The sequence below is a fragment of the Achromobacter sp. 2789STDY5608621 genome, assembly GCF_001299375.1.
Taxonomy (GTDB): Bacteria; Pseudomonadota; Gammaproteobacteria; order Burkholderiales; family Burkholderiaceae_B; genus Achromobacter; species Achromobacter insuavis.
Window position 1 is genome coordinate 55,767 of sequence record NZ_CYTU01000005.1, and the last position, 19,789, is coordinate 75,555.

Annotated in this window: 18 protein-coding genes; 9 read left to right on the plus strand and 9 right to left on the minus strand. The window is 68.2% G+C overall.

Features of this window, described 5'->3' with window-relative positions; translation table 11 throughout:
- Positions 1-30: 30 nt before the first annotated feature.
- Entirely contained in the window at positions 31-417 is a 387-nt protein-coding gene (locus AOZ53_RS07445; protein ID WP_006394795.1) for a Rid family detoxifying hydrolase, read from the minus strand.
- Positions 418-563: 146 nt separating this feature from the next.
- The gene (locus tag AOZ53_RS07450; RefSeq protein ID WP_054431428.1) at positions 564-1,466 is read right to left on the minus strand and encodes a LysR family transcriptional regulator; all 903 of its coding nucleotides are present in this window, start codon (positions 1,464-1,466) and stop codon (positions 564-566) included.
- A gap of 100 nt (positions 1,467-1,566) precedes the next feature.
- Here AOZ53_RS07450 and AOZ53_RS07455 point away from each other — a divergent pair, with 100 nt between their 5' ends.
- From AOZ53_RS07455 to AOZ53_RS07465, 3 genes are read left to right on the plus strand one after another with little or no spacing between them, the layout of a single operon-like run.
- Positions 1,567-2,925 (plus strand): acyclic terpene utilization AtuA family protein, encoded by a 1,359-nt coding sequence (locus AOZ53_RS07455; RefSeq protein ID WP_054487428.1) that lies wholly within the window; start codon positions 1,567-1,569, stop codon positions 2,923-2,925.
- Positions 2,922-3,305, plus strand: coding sequence for an AtuA-related protein (locus AOZ53_RS07460; protein WP_054477360.1), 384 nt, complete (start codon positions 2,922-2,924; stop codon positions 3,303-3,305). Before AOZ53_RS07455 ends, AOZ53_RS07460 begins: the two co-directional genes overlap by 4 nt.
- 53 nt (positions 3,306-3,358) lie before the next feature.
- Complete coding sequence (locus AOZ53_RS07465) at positions 3,359-4,336, plus strand: Bug family tripartite tricarboxylate transporter substrate binding protein (RefSeq protein WP_054431425.1); 978 nt, start codon at positions 3,359-3,361, stop codon at positions 4,334-4,336.
- Positions 4,337-4,425: 89 nt separating this feature from the next.
- Here the strand turns inward: AOZ53_RS07465 and AOZ53_RS07470 are convergent, their stop codons facing one another.
- Positions 4,426-5,202, minus strand: coding sequence for a ferredoxin--NADP reductase (locus AOZ53_RS07470; protein WP_054431424.1), 777 nt, complete (start codon positions 5,200-5,202; stop codon positions 4,426-4,428).
- A gap of 327 nt (positions 5,203-5,529) precedes the next feature.
- Between AOZ53_RS07470 and AOZ53_RS07475 the strand changes: the two genes are divergently transcribed.
- The 3 genes from AOZ53_RS07475 (at position 5,530) to AOZ53_RS07485 (ending at position 9,178) form a co-directional block, all read left to right on the plus strand.
- Positions 5,530-6,573, plus strand: a complete 1,044-nt coding sequence (locus AOZ53_RS07475) for a Fe(3+) ABC transporter substrate-binding protein (protein ID WP_054431423.1) — start codon at positions 5,530-5,532, stop codon at positions 6,571-6,573.
- 152 nt (positions 6,574-6,725) lie between these two features.
- Entirely contained in the window at positions 6,726-8,396 is a 1,671-nt protein-coding gene (locus tag AOZ53_RS07480) for an ABC transporter permease (protein WP_054487430.1), read from the plus strand.
- A 5-nt stretch (positions 8,397-8,401) separates the two neighbouring features.
- Positions 8,402-9,178 (plus strand): ABC transporter ATP-binding protein, encoded by a 777-nt coding sequence (locus AOZ53_RS07485; protein WP_054431461.1) that lies wholly within the window; start codon positions 8,402-8,404, stop codon positions 9,176-9,178.
- A 19-nt stretch (positions 9,179-9,197) separates the two neighbouring features.
- On the opposite strand, the gene AOZ53_RS07490 is transcribed toward AOZ53_RS07485, so the two are convergent.
- Positions 9,198-10,175 (minus strand): Bug family tripartite tricarboxylate transporter substrate binding protein, encoded by a 978-nt coding sequence (locus tag AOZ53_RS07490; RefSeq protein ID WP_054431421.1) that lies wholly within the window; start codon positions 10,173-10,175, stop codon positions 9,198-9,200.
- A gap of 520 nt (positions 10,176-10,695) precedes the next feature.
- Between AOZ53_RS07490 and AOZ53_RS07495 the strand changes: the two genes are divergently transcribed.
- Together AOZ53_RS07495 and prfH are read left to right on the plus strand one after the other, a co-directional pair.
- The gene (locus tag AOZ53_RS07495) at positions 10,696-11,829 is read left to right on the plus strand and encodes an RNA ligase RtcB family protein (RefSeq protein ID WP_054487433.1); all 1,134 of its coding nucleotides are present in this window, start codon (positions 10,696-10,698) and stop codon (positions 11,827-11,829) included.
- Complete coding sequence (gene prfH / locus AOZ53_RS07500; protein WP_054487549.1) at positions 11,829-12,452, plus strand: peptide chain release factor H; 624 nt, start codon at positions 11,829-11,831, stop codon at positions 12,450-12,452. The genes AOZ53_RS07495 and prfH overlap by 1 nt, the downstream gene beginning before the upstream one ends.
- A 57-nt stretch (positions 12,453-12,509) precedes the next feature.
- Here prfH and AOZ53_RS07505 read toward each other — a convergent pair whose 3' ends face one another.
- Positions 12,510-13,415, minus strand: a complete 906-nt coding sequence (locus tag AOZ53_RS07505; protein WP_054477371.1) for a pirin family protein — start codon at positions 13,413-13,415, stop codon at positions 12,510-12,512.
- 77 nt (positions 13,416-13,492) lie between these two features.
- Positions 13,493-14,191 carry a pirin family protein gene (locus tag AOZ53_RS07510; protein WP_054477373.1) on the minus strand — a complete coding sequence of 233 codons (699 nt, stop codon included), beginning with the start codon at positions 14,189-14,191 and terminating at the stop codon, positions 13,493-13,495.
- A gap of 181 nt (positions 14,192-14,372) precedes the next feature.
- Here AOZ53_RS07510 and AOZ53_RS07515 point away from each other — a divergent pair, with 181 nt between their 5' ends.
- A complete protein-coding gene (locus AOZ53_RS07515; protein ID WP_054487435.1) occupies positions 14,373-15,287 on the plus strand; it encodes a LysR family transcriptional regulator in 915 nt (304 codons plus the stop codon).
- Between the two features lie 216 nt (positions 15,288-15,503).
- Here the strand turns inward: AOZ53_RS07515 and ntrC are convergent, their stop codons facing one another.
- From ntrC to glnA, 3 genes are all read right to left on the minus strand, one after another.
- Complete coding sequence (gene ntrC / locus AOZ53_RS07520; RefSeq protein WP_054431417.1) at positions 15,504-17,006, minus strand: nitrogen regulation protein NR(I); 1,503 nt, start codon at positions 17,004-17,006, stop codon at positions 15,504-15,506.
- Entirely contained in the window at positions 17,006-18,070 is a 1,065-nt protein-coding gene (glnL, locus tag AOZ53_RS07525) for a nitrogen regulation protein NR(II) (RefSeq protein ID WP_054431416.1), read from the minus strand. The genes ntrC and glnL overlap by 1 nt, the downstream gene beginning before the upstream one ends.
- Before the next feature lie 188 nt (positions 18,071-18,258).
- A complete protein-coding gene (glnA, locus tag AOZ53_RS07530) occupies positions 18,259-19,671 on the minus strand; it encodes a type I glutamate--ammonia ligase (protein ID WP_054487437.1) in 1,413 nt (470 codons plus the stop codon).
- Positions 19,672-19,789: the final 118 nt, after the last annotated feature.

The following is a 19,789-nucleotide window of genomic DNA, read 5'->3' on the forward strand; positions in this document are numbered from 1 at the left end:
AACCTCTGGAAAAACGCGCGTGGGCGGCGTTTACAGGACCAGGATGGCCTCGACCTCGAACTGCGCGCCCTTGGGCAGGCTGGCCACGCCGACCGTGGAACGGGCCGGGAACGGCTGCGGAATCAGCTCGGCCATGATGGCGTTGGCGGCGGTGAACTTGCCCAGGTCGGTCAGGAACAGCGTCAGCTTGACCACCTTGTCCAGCGTGCCGCCGGCGGCTTCGACCACCGCCGTCATGTTGGCGAAGGCCTGGCGCACCTGCGCATCGAAATTCTCGGAGACCAGGTCGCCGGTGCCCGGCTCCAGGCCGATCTGGCCCGACAGGTAGACGGTCTTGGTGCCGCTGACGGCAACCGCTTGCGAGTAAGGGCCAACGGCGGCGGGCGCGGCGTCGGTGTGGATGATTTGCTTGCTCATGGGCGGAATCCTTCTGGTGACGGATAGCTACAACTATCGGATTTTAATCGGCAATAGGGTTTTGCGAAAGGCTCATGCGAACCAGCCCGCGAACCAACCCAGGCTTTCCATGTTACCCACTCTTCACGACGCGCAAATGCAATCCGTCATCGGAACGCCGCGCCGATCTCCGCCCGGCTGGCCCACAGCAGGTCGTACAGCGCCTGCGCCGCCAGCGGCAGGCTGCGCCCCTGGCGCCAGACCAGGTACAGGGGCCGCAGCAACGCCTTGCCCGCCAGCGGCACGATGCGCAGGTCGGCGCCGCCGAAATGGAACAGCGTCATCGCCGGCACCACCGCCACGCCCAGGCCGGCGCGCACCAGCCCGGTGACCGTGGCCAGGTGCTCGACCTCGAACACCGGCGGCGGCGCGTCGGCGCCGAAGGCCGCGTCCAGGTGCTTGCGCACGCTGCTGTTGCGCGCCAGCTGGATCACCGCGTGGCGGGCCACGTCGCGCAGCCGCACGCGCGCCATCGCCGCCAGCGGATGGTCGGCGCGGCACACCAGGAAATAGCGGTCGGCATGCAGGAATTCGCTGTCCAGGTCGCTCATGTCCGGCCGCCGCGAGGCCACCGCGAAGTCCACCTGGCCGTCGCGCACCATGTCCAGGCAGGGATCGAGCAAGGCGTCGCGCAGGTCCACCGCGATGCCCGGATGCTGCTCGCGGAACCGCGCCAGCAGCGGCGGCAGCCAGCCCGCCGCCAGCGACGGCAGCGCGGCCAGCGCCACCCGGCCGCGCCGGCGGGCGGCATGGTCGCGCAGGTCCTCCATCACCAGGTCCATGTCGGCCAGCAGACGCCGCGCCGACGCGTCCAGCACCCGGCCTTCGGCGGTCAGCTCGACGTTGCGGGTATTGCGGTCGAACAGCCGCAGGCCGGCGCTCTCCTCCAGCTGGCGGATCAGTGCGCTGAAGGCCGGCTGCGTCAGGTGGCAGCGCTGCGCGGCGCGGGTGAAGTGGCGTTCGTCGGCCAGGGCCACGAAAGCGCGCAATTGCCGGGCGGATAGATTCATGGTTTTTCTGGATTAATTGATCCGATATTTCTATTTTACTGATGAGCGAGCGCTGCCTATAGTGGCTCCGGATTCCCTTACGCGCCCTGCCTGGACCCTTATGCCTTCCTCTCCCCTGCTCATCGGCTGCGCCTCCGGCTTTTCCGGCGACCGCAGCGACGGCGCCGCCGCCGTGGTGCGCACGCTGGCCGCCCGGGGCGGCGGCACGCTGATCTTCGAAACGCTGGCCGAACGCACCCTGGCGCTGGCGCAACTGGCGCGCAACGACGACCCGCGCCGCGGCTACGAGCCGCTGCTCGACGAACTGGTGGCGCCGGTCCTGGCCGACTGCCTGCGCCACGGCATCGCCATCGTCAGCAACTTCGGCGCCGCCAACCCGGTCGGCGCCGCCCGCCGCATCGCCGAACTGGCCGCGCAGCAAGGCCTGCCCGCGCCGCGCATCGCCGTGATCCATGGCGACGCGCTCGACGCGCCGGCCCAGCGCGAGCTGCTGCGACAACGCCTGGGCGCGGCGCTGGATGGCGTCGATGTGGTCAGCGCCACCGCCTACCTGGGCGCCACCGAGATCGCCGAGGCGCTGGCCGCCGGCGCGCAGATCGTCGTTGCCGGCCGCGTCGCCGACCCGTCGCTGACGCTGGGTCCGGCGCTGGCGCATTTCGGTTGGAATCGGGACGACTGGGCCCGGCTGGGTCGCGCCACCATGGCCGGCCACATGCTCGAATGCGGCCTGCAGGTCACCGGCGGCTACTTCTGCGTGCCCGGCCTGAAGGAAGTGCCCGACGTGCACGCCGCCGGCTTTCCCATCGCCGAGATCGACGCCGACGGCGAATTCGTCATCGGCAAGGCCGCCGACACCGGCGGCATGGTGGACGCCCGCACGGTCAAGGAACAACTGCTGTACGAAGTGCACGACCCCGCTCGCTACCTGACGCCCGACGTGATCGCCGACCTGAGCCAGGCCCGGGTCGAGGATCTGGGCGGCGACCGCGTCGCGGTGCGCGGCATCACCGGCCACGCCCGCCCAGCCGAACTGAAGGTCAACGTCTGCTATCGCGGCGGCTGGCTGGCCGAGGCCGAGATTTCCTACGCCGGCCTGCAAGCCGAGGCGCGCGCCCGCCTGGCCGCCGACATCGTGCAAAAGCGCCTCGGCTCGGCGCTGCGCCTGCGCGCCGACCTGATCGGCGCCCTCAGCATCCTCGACGACGACGCCGGCGCCCTGCGCCAGGGCCGCCCCGACGGCCACGCCCGCGATGTGCGGCTGCGGATCGCCGGCGAACACGCCGACCGCGCCGTGGCCGAGCGCGTGCTGCGCGAAGTCACCGCGCTCTACACCTGCGGCCCGGCCGGCGGCGGCGGCGTGCGCACCGCGCTGCGCCCGCGCCTGAACATGGTGTCCTGCACCATCCCCCGCGACGCCGTCCACAGCGGCTGGCGCTTCCTGGACGAGATCCCGCAATGAACACCCCGTCGATAGCCGTCCCCCTGTACCGCCTGGGCCACAGCCGCTCCGGCGACAAGGGCGACACCTCCAATCTCAGCCTGATCGCCTGGGACCCCGAATGCTACGAGGCGCTGGCCGCGCAGGTCACCGAGGCGCGCGTGGCCGCCTGGTTCGCCTACCGCCAGCCGGCCCGCGTCACCCGCTACCTGCTGCCGACCCTGCACGCCATGAACTTCGTGCTCGAAGGCGTGCTGGACGGCGGCGTCAACGACGCCCTCAACCTGGACGCGCACGGCAAGAGCCTGTCCTTCCGCTTGCTGGACATGACGGTCCAGGTCAGCCCCGCGCTGGCCGCCCGTCTGCCCGACATTCCGGGCGACCACCCCGCCCCCGCCTGACCCCGCAGCCCCCCACGACAACAACACACACAACACACGACAGGAGACACACCATGCGCTTTACCCTCAAGGGCCGGCTGGCCCTGCTGCTGGCGGCCTTGCCGCTGACCGCCCTGGCCCAGGGCGGCACGGCCGGCGCCTTTCCGGCCAAGCCGATCACCTTCATCGTGCCGTTCGCCGCCGGCAGCGCCACCGACCAGATCGGCCGCGCCATCGGCCAGGGCGTCACCGAGCAGACCGGCCAGGCCGTGGTGATCGAGAACAAGCCCGGCGCCAGCGCCATGATCGGCGCCGCCACCGCGGCCCGCGCCGCCCCCGACGGCTACACGGTGCTGATCACCACCAACACCACCCACGCCGCCAACGAACACCTGTACAAGACGCTGACCTACCACCCGGTCAAGGACTACGCGCCGATCTCGCTGCTCGGCAAGGGCGGCCAGATCATGGTGGTCAACCCCAATTCGACCGCCAAGTCGGTCGGCGACTTCCTGGCGCAGGCGCGCCAGTCGCCCGGTAAGCTGAGTTTTGGCAGCGGCAGCTCCAGCAGCCGCATTGCCGGCGAGCTGCTGCAGCAGATGGCCGGGGTGCAGCTGCTGCACGTGCCCTACAAGAGCAACCCGCTGGCCGTCACTGACCTGCTCGGCGGCCAGATCGACATGATGATCACCGACACCGCCACCGGCCTGCCGCAGGTCAAGTCGGGCAAGCTGCGCGCGCTGGGCGTCACCGGGCTGACCCGCTCGCCGCTGGCGCCGGACGTGCCCACCATCGCCGAGTCCGGCGTGCCGGGCTACGAGATGGGCTACTGGTTCGCGGCCTATGCGCCGGCCGGCACGCCGCCCGACGTGGTCAAGCGCTTGAACGAGCTGCTGGTCAAGGCCACGCAGAGCGCGCCGGCCAAGCAGTTCTACGCCCAGACCGGCACCGACCCGGCCAGCTCCACGCCGGACGAACTGGCGCAGTTCCAGCAAGCCGAGTCGAAGAAGTGGGGCGACATCATCAAGAAGGCCGGCATCCAGCCGGAATGAGGCCCACCCGCTCAACGCGCTGACGCCAGAAACAAAAAGCCCCGTCGCATGCGTGACGGGGCTTTTTGCTGGCGCGGGTGAACCGCGATTTATTTGTCGACGAACGCGCGTTCGACCACGTAGTCGCCCGGCTGGCCCACGCCCGGCGACACCACGAAGCCGCGCTTGTCCAGCATGGCGCTGATGTCGGCCAGCATGTGCGGGCTGCCGCAGATCATGGCGCGATCGGTTTCGGGGTTGATCTGGGGAATGCCGATGTCGGCGCACAGCTTGCCGTTTTCCATCAGCTCGGTGATGCGGCCCTGGTTGCGGAACGGCTCGCGCGTGACGGTCGGGTAGTAAACCAGCTTGTCGCGCACCACGTCGCCGAAGAACTCGTTGTTCGGCAGCTCGTTTTCGATGAAGTCGGCGTAGGCAAGTTCGCTGACCCAGCGCACGCCGTGCACCAGGATGACCTTGTCGAAACGTTCGTAGACGTCCGGGTCCTTGATGATGCTCATGAAGGGCGCCAGGCCGGTGCCCGTGCCGAACAGGAACAGGTGCTTGCCCGGCTTGAGATCGTCGACCACCAGGGTGCCGACCGGCTTGCGGCTGACCAGGATGGTGTCGCCTTCCTTCAGGTGTTGCAGGCGCGAGGTCAGCGGACCGTTCTGCACCTTGATGCTGAGGAATTCGAGGTTTTCTTCGTAGTTGGCGCTGGCGATGCTGTAGGCTCGCAGCAGCGGCTTGCCTTCGACTTCCAGGCCGATCATGACGAAGTGGCCGTTGTGGAACCGCAGGGCCGCGTCACGCGTGGTGGTGAAGGAGAACAGGGTGTCGTTCCAGTGGTGCACGCTCAGTACACGCTCGGTATTGAAAGCAGCCATGTCGTATCTAGTAAGCGCGGAACAAAGGACATCATGCCCAACCTGCCCCGCTGGGGTTCGCCGCGGCGCACAAAAGACGCGCCCGGTATTAGGGTTGTCCCTATTCTACAGGGACTTGATGATAATTGCTCTCATTATTCCGTAATACGCTTATGCCGTATTGATGGGGATCAAGGGTCTTAGCGCCAGTCTTACATCTAGTTGAACACGATAAAACTTCCTGTTATCGTGCCGCTCTGACTTGATAATCATTTTCGTTAGCAGACCGCTTTGAGCAGCGGCGGCGTTTACGCGCCGGCCGCCGCAACCCTTGCCGGAGTTCCCGTTATGTCCATGCGTCCCCAAATGACCACCCTGCTGCGCGCCCTGGCCCTGGCCGGCGCCGCCGCCTTCGCCGTCCCGGCCCACGCGGCCGAGGAAGTCAGCCTCTACACCACCCGGGAACCGAAGCTGATCCAGCCGCTGCTGGACGCCTTCACCAAGGAAAGCGGCATCAAGGTCAACACCGTCTTCGTCAAGGACGGCCTGCTCGAGCGCGTCAAGGCCGAAGGCGCCAAGTCGCCCGCCGACGTGCTGATGACCGTCGACATCGGCAACCTGCTGGACCTGGTGGACGGCGGCGTGACGCAGTCGGTCAAGTCGGCCACGCTGGAATCGGTCATCCCCGCCAACCTGCGCGGCGCCGATGGCAAGTGGTACGCCCTGTCGCTGCGCGACCGCGTGCTGTACGTCGAAAAGGACCTGAAGCTGGAATCCTTCCGCTACGAAGACCTGGCCGACCCGAAATGGAAGGGCAAGGTCTGCATCCGCTCGGGCCAGCACCCCTACAACACCGCCATGGTCGCCTCCATGATCGCCCATGACGGCGCCGAGGCCACCGAGAAGTGGCTGCGCGGCGTCAAGGCCAACCTGGCCCGCAAGGCCGCCGGCGGCGACCGCGACGTGGCCCGCGACATCCTGGGCGGCATCTGCGACATCGGCCTGGCCAACGCCTATTACGTCGGCCACATGAAGAACGCCGAAGCCGGCACCGACGCCCGCAAATGGGGCGACGCCATCAAGGTGATCCGCCCGACCTTCGCCAACGAGAAGAGCGGCGGCACCCACGTGAACGTCAGCGGCGCCGCCGTGGCCGCCCACGCGCCCAACAAGGCCAACGCCATCAAGCTGCTGGACTACCTGGTGTCCGAGCCGGCCCAGGCGCTGTACGCGCAGGCCAACTACGAGTACCCGGTGCGCAAGGGCGTCAAGCTCGACCCGGTCATCGCCAGCTTCGGCGAACTGAAGGTCGATCCCCTGCCCCTGACCGAGATCGCCAAGTACCGCAAGCAAGCCAGCGAGCTGGTGGACAAGGTCGGTTTCGACAACTAACACGCGGCCAGGCGGCGCCCGCCGGCGCCGTCTCGCGGCACTCAGGCCTGCCCCCGCTCGCCCGGAAAACCCCGGGACGGGCGGCGGCAGGCCTTGACGCTACTATAGGCGCCGCCCGCGTGGCGCCTTTCCCGCAGCAACCCTTGTGAAGCATGCATACAGATTCCCTGCCCCGGCCGCTGCGTATGCGCTGGGCTGAACGCGGCGCCGGCTGGCTCGCCGGCGCCTCCCTCATCGGCCTGGCGGTGCTGGCGCCGGTGCTGACCCTGGTCTGGTGGGCCCTGGGCGGCGACCTGTCGCACTGGCGCCATCTGGCCACCTACGTGCTGCCGCAGGCGCTGGCCAACACCGCCGCGCTGCTGGCCGGCGTCGGCGTGCTGGTGACGCTGCTGGGCACCGGCTCGGCCTGGCTGGTGACGGCCTACGAATTCCCCTCGCGGCGCGCCCTGACCTGGGCGCTGCTGCTGCCGCTGGCGGTGCCGACCTACATCATCGCCTTCGCCTATCTCGACCTGCTGCACCCGATCGGCCCGATCCAGAGCGCCATCCGCGCGCTGCTGGGCTATGACAGCCCGCGCCAGTTCCGGCTGCCGGACCTGCGCTCGATCTACGGCGCGATCTTCGTGCTGGGCTTCGTGCTCTACCCCTACGTCTATCTCAGCACCCGCGTCATGTTCATGACGCAGGCCGCCAGCCTGCTGGAAGCGGCGCGCACGCTGGGCGCGGGCCGCTACGGCGTGTTCTTCCGCGTGGCGCTGCCGCTGGCGCGCCCGGCCATCGTGGTCGGCGTCAGCCTGGCGCTGCTGGAAACCCTGAACGACATCGGCGCCTCGGAATTCCTGGGCGTGCAGACGCTGACCGTGTCGGTCTACACCACCTGGGTCACGCGCTCGGACCTGGCCGGCGCGGCGCAGATCGCGCTGACCATGCTGGCCATCGTGATCGGCCTGATCCTGCTGGAGCGCCATGGCCGCAAGCGCCAGCGCTACGCCAACACGCAACGCATGCGGCCGATGCAGCCGCGCCGGCTGCGCGGCGCGGCCGCCGCGCTGGCGGCGGTGCTGGGCTGGATCCCGGTGCTGATCGGCTTCGTCGCCCCGGCGCTGTACCTGGTCGTCGAGACCTACAAGCGCCTGCACATGGTGGGCGGCGTCTCCCGCCAACTGCTCAACGGCTTGAGCAACACGCTGATCGTGGCGTTCAGCGCCACCCTCGTGACGCTGGTTTGCGGCCTGATCGTGGCCTGGGCCGGACGCACCCTGCGCGAGAGCGCCGGCTTCAACCCGGGGCGCGCCTGCGCCCGCGTCGCCAGCCTGGGCTACGCCGTGCCCGGCACCGTGCTGGCCATCGGCCTGCTGACGCCGTTCGTCTGGATCGACACCGCCGTGGCCAAGGTCTTCGGCGGCAGCGGTCTGTTCCTGATGGGCTCGATGGCGGCGCTGGTGTGCGCCTATGCCATCCGCTTCCTGGCCATCTCCACCGGCGCGCTCGAGGCCGGCCTGGCGCGCATCCCGCCGTCGCTGGAACAGGCCTCTCGCCTGCTGGGCGAAAGCTCGGCCGGCACCCTGCGCCGCGTCCACCTGCCGCTGCTGCGCCCGGCGCTGGCGGCCAGCGCGCTGCTGGTGTTCGTGGACGCCATGAAGGAACTGCCGGCCACGCTGCTGCTGCGGCCCATGAATTTCGACACGCTCGCCACCTGGCTCTATGCCGAAGCGGCCCGCGGCACCTACGAGGAAGGCGCGGTCGCCGCGCTCGCGATCGTGCTGGCCGGCCTGCTGCCCGTCATCCTGCTGGCCCGCACCAATCTGAAAATGGGACATTGAACATCGTGCCCGATCTGCTCGAACTCGATCATCTTTCGCTGGCGTACGACACGCCCAAGGGCCTGCGCCCCGTGGTGCAGGACCTGACGCTGGGCCTGCCGGCCGGCCACATCGGCTGCCTGCTGGGCGAATCCGGCTGCGGCAAGACCACCGTGCTGCGCGCCATCGCCGGCTTCGAGCCGGTGCGCGCCGGCCGCATCCTGCTGGACGGCACGGTCATCTCCTCGCCCACCGAACAGGTTGCCCCGGAAAAGCGCCGCGTCGGCATGATGTTCCAGGACTACGCGCTGTTCCCGCACCTGTCGGTGGCGCAGAACGTGGCCTTCGGCCTGCGCCGCCTGGAGCGCGCCGAACGCGCGCGCCGGGTCGAGGAAATGCTGACCCTGGTCGGCCTGGCGCACGTCGCCAACAGCTATCCGCACGAAATCTCCGGCGGCCAGCAGCAGCGCGTGGCCCTGGCCCGGGCCCTGGCGCCCTCGCCCGACCTGCTGCTGCTCGACGAACCGTTTTCCAATCTGGACGTGGACACGCGCGAACGCCTCGCCTTCGAGGTGCGCGAGATCCTCAAGACCACCGGCCACACCGCCATCCTGGTGACGCACAACCAGGCCGAGGCCTTCGCCATCGCCGACCGCATCGGCGTGATGGCGGCCGGGCGCATCGCGCAGTGGGACACGCCCTACAACCTGCACCACCACCCGGCCGACGACTTCGTGCGCGACTTCATCCGGCGCGAAGCGCTGGCCGAGCAGCGCGAACAGGTGTTCGAGCGCGGCCGCTGATCCACGGACCGCGCGGCGCTCAGTCGGCCGACAGCTTGACCTTCTGCGACAGCGCCTTGAACGACTCGTACTGGCTGCGGGTCAGGCGCTCGACTTCGGCGGGCGTCGAGCCATAGGGCATGAAACCGGCCTGCTCCAGCTTGTCCTTGACGTCCGGCATCGCCAGCGCCGCCTGGAAGGCTTCGCTCAGCGCGGCCGTGATTTCCGGCGGCAGCTTGGCCGGACCATAGACCGCGAACCACGGATCCACCACCGCCCCGCCATAGCCCAGCTCGGCCAGCGTCGGCACGTCCGGCAAGGCCGGCGCGCGCTTGCTGCCGGTGACCGCCAGCGCGTGGACCTTGCCCGACTTGATGTGCGGCAGCGAGGCCGGCAGGTTGTCGAACATGATCGGCAGGTGGCCGCCCAGCAGGTCGTTCAGCGCCTGCGCGCTGCCCTTGTAGGGGATGTGCTGCATGCCGGCGCCGGTGAGCTGGTCGAACATGACGCCAGCCAGGTGCATCGAGGTGCCGGTGCCGGGCGTGCCGAAGGCGGTGCCGGCGTGCTGCTTGGCATAGGCCACCAGGTCCTTGACGCTGTCGACCTTGAGCGACGGGCCGGTTTCCAGCACCACCGAGGACGCGCCCAGCATGCTGATGCCGGTGAAGTCCTTGGTCGGGTCGAACGGCATCGACGGGTAGACGAAGGGGTTCAGCGCGTTGGTGGAGATGGCGCCGAAGCCGATGGTGTAGCCATCCGGCGCGGCCTTGGCCACGGCGTCCATGCCGATGTTGCCGCCGGCGCCCGGACGGTTCTCGACGATGACCGGCTGGCCCAGCTTCTCGGCGACCTTCGCGCCGGCCGTGCGCGCCACCAGGTCGGTGGTGCCGCCGGCGGTGTACGGCACGATGAACACGATGGGCTTGGCCGGATAGCCGGCGGCCTGCGCCGCGGCGGCGCCATGGACCAGCGCCAGCGCGGCCAGGCCGCGCAGCGCGTTCAGGGTAAAGCGTTGCATGATGTCTCCATCCCGATTGTTATCACGTTAGGGATGCGCATCATACTGTGTGGCGCAATTCAGACGCCATGAAGAACGAAATCGCAGTTCTTCGCACGTGCGCCGATCAATCCGCCGCGATCGGTGATACAGTGCGGACTTCCCGGCAAGCGGCGCCTTGATTGCGTCGCGGCTTCGCCGGCCCCGAGGCGCCGCGCCCGATGCGGCGCCCTACCCCCACACACCGTACTGCACAGGAGGAAAGCACCATGCAACAACAGACTTCCCCCGTTGCAGGCCGCGTCTAGCACGTTCGAATTTCCTTGCCGCATTCCTGGCGGCAGACCATTCGCATTGCCTTGGCCCGGACCTGCCTGACAGGGTCTCTCATCCGTACCGCATCCACACGGCCGCGGCCGCTGTGAACGCCTCGCCATTGGTCGCTTGCGCCCGCCGCGCTTTCGCGGCGGGTCTTGGCGCGACCTGGAGCGCGCGAGCGCAATGAGAGCAAGCCCTCCTCATGACCTGATCTGGAATTTCCATGGGCAATTGCATTCAAGCACTGTCCGAGCGCGTCACATTGATCGCCTCGGACGACACCTGGATCGAAGGCAACGCGATCCAACAACTCCATACCACCGCCAGGCTCGCCGGCATGCGCCACGTCGCGGGCATGCCGGACCTGCATCCCGGACGCGGCTATCCAGTGGGCGCCGCGTTCTTCTCGCTCGGCCGCCTGTATCCGGCCTTGATCGGCGGCGACATCGGCTGCGGCATGGCGCTCTGGTCGACTCATCTCGAAAGCCGCAAAGTCGCGCCGGACAAGCTCGACAAGCGGCTGCGCAACATCGACGAACCGCTGGACGACACTTGGCAGGCACTGGTGTCGGAACTGGCTCCCGCCGGCGTCGGCCATCGACAGGCACTGGGCACCATCGGCGGCGGCAACCACTTCGCCGAGCTGCAGTGCATCGACGAAATCCACGATGCGCAGGCATTGGCGGCCTTGCGCATCGACGAGAAAAAGCTGCTGCTGGTTCACAGCGGTTCGCGGGGCCTGGGCCGCTCGATCCTGGAGGAACACGTCCGTCGCCATGGCCATGACGGCCTCGAGCAGGACAGCGCCGCATGCCGGGATTACCTGGCGCAACACGACGACGCGTTGCGATTCGCGCAAGCCAATCGCCACCTCATCGCGCGCCGCATGCTGGCACGCTGGGGCGTGGATGGCGAACAGGTATTGGACGTCGACCACAACCTGGTAACCCCCGCCGTCATCGCCGGAGAAGCGGGCTGGCTGCACCGCAAAGGCGCGACCCCGTCAGACGGCGGACCGGTCATCATCCCCGGTTCGCGCGGCGACTTCAGCTATCTGGTGGCGCCGATCGCCAGCGAGGCCAGCCTGTTCTCGCTGGCGCACGGCGCGGGCCGCAAGTGGATGCGCAGCGAGTGCAAGGACCGGCTGTTCAAGCGCTACAGTCCCGCGCAACTGAGCAAGACCCGGTTGGGCAGCCATGTCATCTGCCAGGACAAGCAACTGATCTATGAGGAAGCGCCGGAAGCGTACAAACCCGTGGACAGTATCATCGCCAGCCTGCAACAGGCGGGCCTGCTGGCGGTGCTGGCCAGGCTGCGCCCGGTGTTGACCTACAAGACCCGGGGGGAGTGCTGCTGATGATGCTGCTACAGCTATCCGCGGCCCAGGGCCCCGATGAGTGCTGCCTGGCGGTCGCCAAGGCCCTTGCCTACCTGTTGCGCGAGGCCGAGGCTCGCGGCGTTGGCATCGATATCCTCGAACAGGAGACCGGCGCCAGGGCCGGCACTTACCGCTCGGTGCTGCTGGCCCTCGATGGTCCGGGCGCGGCCGGCCTGGCCGCGTGTTGGGAGGGATCGATCCAGTGGATCTGCCCCAGCCCCTATCGCCCTGGTCACCTGCGCAAAAACTGGTTTATCGGCGCTTTGCGTTGCGACCCGCCGGCCATCCGCCAGGACACGGAAATACGCTTCGAAACGACGCGCTCATCCGGGCCCGGCGGCCAGCACGTCAACAAGACGGAATCGGCGGTGCGCGCGACGCACGTGGCGACGGGCATCAGCGTGAAGGTGCAGTCCGAACGCAGCCAGCATGCCAACAAGCGCATCGCCGCACTGCTGATCGCGCATCGGCTGGCCCAACATGAGCAGGCCGCGCATGCCACGGAGCGGGCCCGGCGGCGCCAATTCCACCACGAGGTGGCACGGGGTGATCCCGCGCGCGTGTTCAAGGGAGAGGCGTTCGAGTTGTTGAAAGCCGGATAGACGACGAATCGACCGGAGCCGCCAGGCGCATGCCGCCCGGCGCTCCGGTCGGGCGCGTCAAGCCCGCGGCGGCGGCAGCGGAATGAACTCGGTCTCGTCGCCCGGCACGGTCTGGCCGAAGCGGTTGCGTTGCCAGTCCTCCTTGGCCTGTTCGATACGGTCTTTGCTGCTGGAGACGAAGTTCCACCAGATGAAGCGCGGGCCTTCCAGCGGCTCGCCGCCGAGCACCGCGAAACGCGCGTCGGTACAGGCGCGGATCTGCACCGGACGGCCCGGGGCGAACACGATCAGGCGGCCGCTCTCGAACACTTGTCCGTCCACCTCGACCGAGCCGATCGCCAGGTAGGCGGCGCGCTCTTCGTGCTCGGCGGGCAGCACCGTGACGGCGCCGGCCTGCAACTGCATGTCGCCATAGAACAGCGGCGAATGGGTCTTGACCTGCGACGTCTTGCCGAACAGCGAGCCGGCCACGACCTGCGCGCGCACCCCCTCGCCTTCGATCACGGGCTGGGCGTCCAGGCCGTAGTGGGTGAAACCGGGATCGGTTTCCTCGTGGGCCTTGGGCAGGCCGACCCAGATCTGCAGGCCGGCCAGGCGTTGCGCGGCCTGGCGGCTTTCGGGCGAGGAGCGCTCGGAGTGGACGATGCCACGGCCCGCCGTCATCCAGTTCACCTCGCCGGGCAGGATGGTCTGGGTGTTGCCGGCGCCATCGCGATGCACCATCGAGCCTTCGTACAGATAGGTGACGGTCGACAGGCCGATGTGCGGATGCGGGCGCACGTCGATGCCCGAGCCGGCCGTGAATTCAACCGGGCCCATGTGGTCCAGGAAGACGAACGGGCCGACGGTGCGGCGCTGCGCCGAGGGCAGCGCGCGACGGACTTCGAAGCCGCCCAGGTCGCTGCTACGCGGCACCACCACGGTTTCGATCTGGCTGTCGCCGGCTTGGGACAAAGTGGACATGGGAATGCTCCTGTAGGTTGGCCGTCTTGGGGCCATGTTAAGGCCGGGCGGATCGGCGATCCACCCGGCTGCCGGCCTCAGGCCAGATCAAACACCAGCACTTCGGCGTTGTCGCCGCCGGACAGCGCCACCCGAGTTTCATCGCTGATGGCGACCGCGTCGCCGGCCGCCAGCACGACGCCGTTGACGGTCAGGCTGCCACGCGCCACGTGCACCCAGGCGCGGCGGCCAGGGGCCAGTTCCAGCGTGGCCGACTCGTCGCCGTCGAACAGGCCGGCGTAGAGCCGCACGTCCTGATGGATCGTCATCGAGCCATCGATGCCGTCACCCGACACCACGGCTTGCAGGCGGCCGCGCTTTTGCGCGTCGGTGAAGGCCTTTTCCTCATACTCCGGCGCGATGCCGGTGACGTTCGGCTCGATCCAGATCTGCAGCATGTGCGTTTCCTTGTCGGCGCGCGGGTTGAACTCGGAGTGCATCACCCCGCGGCCGGCGCTCATCCGCTGCACGTTGCCGGGCTGGATGGTGGAGCCGCTGCCCATGCTGTCCTTGTGCGCGATGGCGCCGTCCAGCACGTAGGTGATGATCTCCATGTCGCGGTGGCCGTGGGTGCCGAAGCCGCGGCCCGCGGCGATGCGGTCATCGTTGATCACGCGCAGCGCGCCGAAGCCCATGTGCGAGGGATCGTAGTAGTTGGCGAACGAAAAGGTGTGGAACGAATCGAGCCAGCCGTGGTTGGCGTGACCGCGTTCGGCGCTACGGCGAAGGGTAAGCATGGTGGACTCCTGTTTCAAATATGTGAATGGTTTCGCTCGATCCGGCGCCTGCCTGTTTGGGTCTGGCGCCAGCTGCTCAACCGGCATGAGTGACATTGTGCGCGTACTCGGCAGCCGGTTTGACGCTATGATTTGAAGAAACCATTCAAATTTTTTGAACGATATTGCCCGGAACCTTCCCATGCAGCCGATCACGCCCGAATTGCTCATCCTGGTGGACGCCATCGCGCGCCACGGCAGCTTCGCCAAGGCGGCGCGCGAGCTGGACAAGGTGCCGTCGGCCGTGACCTACGCCATCCGCAAGCTGGAGGACGGGCTGGACGTGCTGCTGTTCGACCGCTCGGGGCACCGGGCGCTGCTGACGCCGGCGGGCGAGGCGCTGCTCAAGGATGGGCGTCACGTGTTGCAGTCGCTCGACGACCTGGCCTGCCGGGTCAAGCGCATCGCCACCGGCTGGGAGGTGGAGCTGCGCATCGCGGTGAGCGCGGTGCTGCCGTGGCGGCCGCTGTACGACCTGGTCGAGGAGTTCCAGGCGCTGGGCAGCGCGACCACGCTGCGCTTTTCGACCGAGGTGCTGAGCGGCAACTGGGACGCGTTGACGTCGAATCGCGCCGACCTGGTGATCGGCGCGGGCGCGGCGGGCGAACCGACCGGCCCCTACCGCTCGGTAACGATGGGACAGGCGCAGTTCGGCTTCTGCGTGGCGGCGCACCATCCGCTGGCGTCGGCGCCGCAGCCGCTGAGCCGGGCCGACATCACGCGCTATTGCGCGGTGGTGGTGGCCGACACGTCACGCAACCTGCCGCCGCAGTCGCGCGGGATCCTGGCGGAGCAGCCGACGCTGGTGATGCCGACGATGCAGGCCAAGATCGAGGCGCAGATCCGCGGGCTGGGGTGCGGGTATCTGCCGCTGACGCTGGCGGCGCCGTATCTGGCGCAGGGGGTGCTGGTGGTCTGCGATACCGATGAGGGGATGTCGTTGACCGAGCATGTGGCGTATGCGTGGCGGGCGGAGAAGCCGGGGGAGGCGCTCAAGTGGTGGCTGCAGAAGTTGAAGTCGCCTCGGCTTTGTGAGGGGTTGCTGGGGATGGGGTGAAGGGGCGTTCTTGTCTTGGACGTTGGTGTGCGATCGCGCGGGCTTCGTAGGCCGCCCGGGGCGTCGGCCGGGTTTGTGGCGTTGCTGGAGGGGTGTCTTAGCCGAGAGCGGGTTCGGCCCGTCAGGTAGGGCCGCGCGGGCGGCCGCTACCTGACTTACGCGGCGGAGGATGGGGTAGCGGCGGTCGCTGCGCGCGGGTGGAGAGCGCGTGCCGCCCTACTCGTCTTCGATGCCGAGTTCGCGCAGTTTGCGCGTGATGGTGTTGCGGCCGATGCCCAGTCTTGAGGCGGCTTCGACGCGGCGGCCGCGGCTGGCGTCCAGGGCGCTTTGGAGCAGGATTTTCTCGAACTGGCGCGTCAGAGTGGCCATGACGGCGGGTTCGCCGCGTTCGAGGCGGTACTGGGCGTCGCGCAGCAGGGAGTCCTGCCAGTTGCGGGGCGTGGCTTCGTCGGCGGCGGCGGGCGCGGGATGCTGGACCACGGTGCCGATGGCGGCGACGCTGGCGCCGGCCGGCGGGCGCGGGGACACCGAACCGGCGGCGGGCGCGTGTTCCATGGCGCGGATTTCGGGCGGCAGGTCGGCGCGCTCGACGGTCTGGCCGGGGGCCATGACGGTGAGCCAGTGGCAGAAGTTCTCCAGCTGGCGCACGTTGCCGGGGAAGTCGAACTTGGTCAGGACGGCCAGCGCTTCCGGGGTCAGGCGCTTGACCGGCACGCCGAGCGCGCGGGCGCTGGCGGTGAGGAAGTGGTTGGCGAGCGCCGGGATATCCTCGACCCGCTCGCGCAGCGGCGGCAGGCGCAGGCGGATGACGTTCAGGCGGTGGAACAGGTCTTCGCGGAACAGGCCTTGTTCGACGCGCTGCTCCAGCGGCTGGTGGGTGGCGGCGACGATGCGCACGTCGACCCGCACGGGCTGCGCGCCGCCGACACGGTAGAAGCTGCCTTCGGCCAGCACGCGCAGCAGGCGCGTCTGCAGTTCGATCGGCATGTCGCCGATTTCGTCCAGGAACAGCGTGCCGCCGTGGGCCTCCTCGAAGCGGCCGCGGCGCAGGGTGTTGGCGCCGGTGAAGGCGCCGCGCTCGTGGCCGAACAGCTCGGCTTCGAGCAGGTCGCGCGGGATGGCGGCGGCGTTGAGCGCCACGAACGGGCCGCCGGCGCGCATGCCGTGGCCGTGCAGCGCGCGCGCCACCAGTTCCTTGCCGGTGCCGGACTCGCCGGTGATCAGCACGGTGACCTTGGACTGCGCCAGCCGGCCGATGGCGCGGAACACTTCCTGCATGGCGGTGGACGACGACTGCGTCATCATCCAGCGTTCATTGTTCTGGGCCTCGCCCTGCCCTTCGGGGCTTTCGGGCTGGGTCGATTCCTGCATGGCGCGCTGGATCAGCGCCACCGCCTCGTTCACGTCGAAGGGCTTGGCCAGGTAGTCGAAAGCGCCGCCCTGGAAGGCGGACACGGTGCTGTCGAGGTCGGCGAAGGCGGTCATGACGATGACCGGCAGGCCGGGATGGCGTTCCTTGAGCTGGCGCAGCAGCTCCAGGCCGTTGCCGCCGGGCATGCGGATATCGGACACCAGGGCGACGGGCGTGTCGTGCGCCAGCGCGTCGAGCACGTCGGCTGCCTGGGAGAAACTACGGGTGGGGACACCGGCGCGGGCCAGGGCCTTTTCGAGGACCCAGCGGATGGCCTGGTCGTCGTCGACGATCCATACGGGTTTCATCAGAGTGCGGGCTCCATCGGTAGGACCAGGCGGAACTCGGTGCGCCCGGGTCGGGATTCAAATTCGATGATGCCTCCGTGCTGCTGCACGAAATCCTGGGCCAGGCTCAGGCCCAGGCCGGTCCCGCCGGCGCGGGCGGTGACCAGGGGATGGAAAATGCGGTCGCGGATGTGCTCCGGCACGCCGGGACCGTTGTCGATGATGGACAGCTCCAGCGCCAGGCGGTGCTGGCGATGCGCCAGCATGACCTGCCGCGCGACGCGGGTGCGCAGCGTGACGACGCCGGGCTCCAGCCCGGGCGCCTGCGGCCGCGCGACCAGTTCCTGCGCGGCGTTGCGGGCCACGTTCAGCACCGCCTGCATCAGGCGGGCGGCGTCGCCCTTCAGGTCGGGCATGGACGCGTCGTAGTCGCGCACCAGCGTGACGTCGTTGCGGAATTCGGCCTGGATCAGGGCGCAGACGCGCTCGCAGATCTCATGGATGTTCACCGGCCGCGCGTTCAGCGGCACACGTTGCGGGCCGCTCAGGCGGTCCACCAGCGCCTGCAGGCGGTCGGCTTCGGAAATGATGACCTGGGTGTACTCGGCCAGCGCCGCGCTCGGCAGCTCGGCTTCCAGCAGTTGCGCGGCGCCGCGCAAACCGCCCAGGGGATTCTTGACTTCATGCGCCAGGTTGCGCAGCAGCTCGCGATGCGCCTCGATCTCGTCGACCAGGCGATGGTTGCGGTCGGCCAGCACGCGCTGCTCGATCTCGCGGGTCTCGATCAGGACCGGCCAGGCCTGGCCGCTCAAGCCCACCGTGGTCACGGCCACTTCCACCGATTCGGCGGCGCGGCGCAATGAGGCCAGCTGCCGGACGTCGGCATACCTGCCAGCCGCGGCGCGGTCGATGGACGATTGGATGTTTTCCGGATTGTCGAACAGCGTGGCGGCGGAGTGGCCGCACAGCTGCTTGCGGGAACGGCCGAACAGATCCTCGGCGGCCGCATTGGCGTATTCGATATGCCCGCGTGCGTTGACCAGGAAAACGGACGTGGCAAGCAGATCGAGAGCTTCTACATTCATTTTTCAACGTACCCGAATGACTACAGGGGGAAATCGGAACACCGGCCCGGCGGCGCCTGAGTGCGGCGCCCTGCCCGCCGGCACGGGGCCGGACGGGCAAGTCTTGGGTCGGCGACCTGGCGGTGCGCGTGGTGTCGGCCCTGGTTTCTGCCTACATCATCGCGCTCCCCCAGCCACAACCTCTGAAATCAGAGGCTGTAGTACATGTCGAATTCGACCGGGTGCGTGGTCATGCGCAGACGGTTCACATCGGCCATCTTCAGGTCGATGTAGGCGTTGAGCATGTCGTTGCTGAACACGCCGCCGCGGGTCAGGAACTCGCGGTCGTTGTCCAGCGCTTCCAGCGCCTGCTCCAGCGAGGAGCACACGGTCGGGATCTTCGCGTCTTCTTCCGGCGGCAGGTCGTACAGATTCTTGTCGGCGGGATCGCCGGGGTGAATCTTGTTCTGCACGCCGTCCAGGCCGGCCATCATCAGGGCCGAGAAGGCCAGGTACGGGTTGGCCAGGGGGTCCGGGAAGCGCGCTTCGACGCGGCGGCCCTTCGGGTTGCCCACGTACGGGATGCGGATCGAGGCCGAACGGTTGCGGGCCGAGTAGGCCAGCTTGACCGGGGCTTCGTAGTGCGGGACCAGGCGCTTGTACGAGTTGGTGCCCGGGTTGGTGATGGCGTTCAGGGCGCGGGCGTGCTTGATGATGCCGCCGATGTAGTACAGCGCGAATTCCGACAGGCCGGCGTAGCCGTTGCCCGCGAACAGGTTCTGGCCATCCTTCCAGATGGATTGGTGCACGTGCATGCCGGAACCATTGTCGCCAACGATGGGCTTGGGCATGAAGGTGGCGGTCTTGCCGTAGGCATGGGCCACGTTGTGCACGATGTACTTGACGATCTGGGTCCAGTCGGCGCGTTGCACCAGGGTGCTGAACTTGGTGCCGATTTCCAGCTGACCGGCGCCGGCGACTTCATGGTGGTGCACTTCGACCGGCACGCCCATCTGTTCCATCAGCAGGCACATTTCCGAGCGCATGTCCTGGAACGAATCGACCGGGGGAACCGGGAAGTAGCCGCCCTTGACCGCGGGACGATGGCCGGTGTTGCCGCCGTCGAAATCCAGGCCAGTGGACCAGGAGGCCTCTTCCGACTTGATCTTGACAAAGGTGCCCGACATGTCGGTGTTCCAGGTCACGCCGTCGAACACGAAGAATTCGGGTTCCGGACCGAAGTAGGCGGTGTCGCCCAGGCCCGAGGCCTTCAGGTAGGCTTCGGCGCGCTTGGCCAGCGAACGCGGATCGCGGTCATAGCCCTTCAGGTCCGACGGTTCGACCACGTCGCACGACAGGATCAGGGTCGGCTCTTCACGGAACGGGTCCAGGTTGCCGGTGGAGCAGTCGGGGATGAGCAGCATGTCGGACGCTTCAATGCCCTTCCAACCCGGGATCGACGAACCGTCGAAAGCCTGGCCGCTTTCCAGCTTGTCTTCGTCGATCTGGCTGGTGGGCACGGACACGTGGTGCTCACGGCCAACAGTATCGGTAAAGCGGAAATCCACGAATTTGACTTCGTTGTCGGCGATCTGTTTCAGGACGTCTTTCGGGCTTGCCATGTCATCTCCATTAGATAAAAGGGTCGAGGGCTGTGCCGCTCGACTGGCATAAAAGAGGGAAGCAATAAGCGTGCCAGGTCTCACCCCCGGGATTCCCCGGGGAGGCCTGTCATGTCAT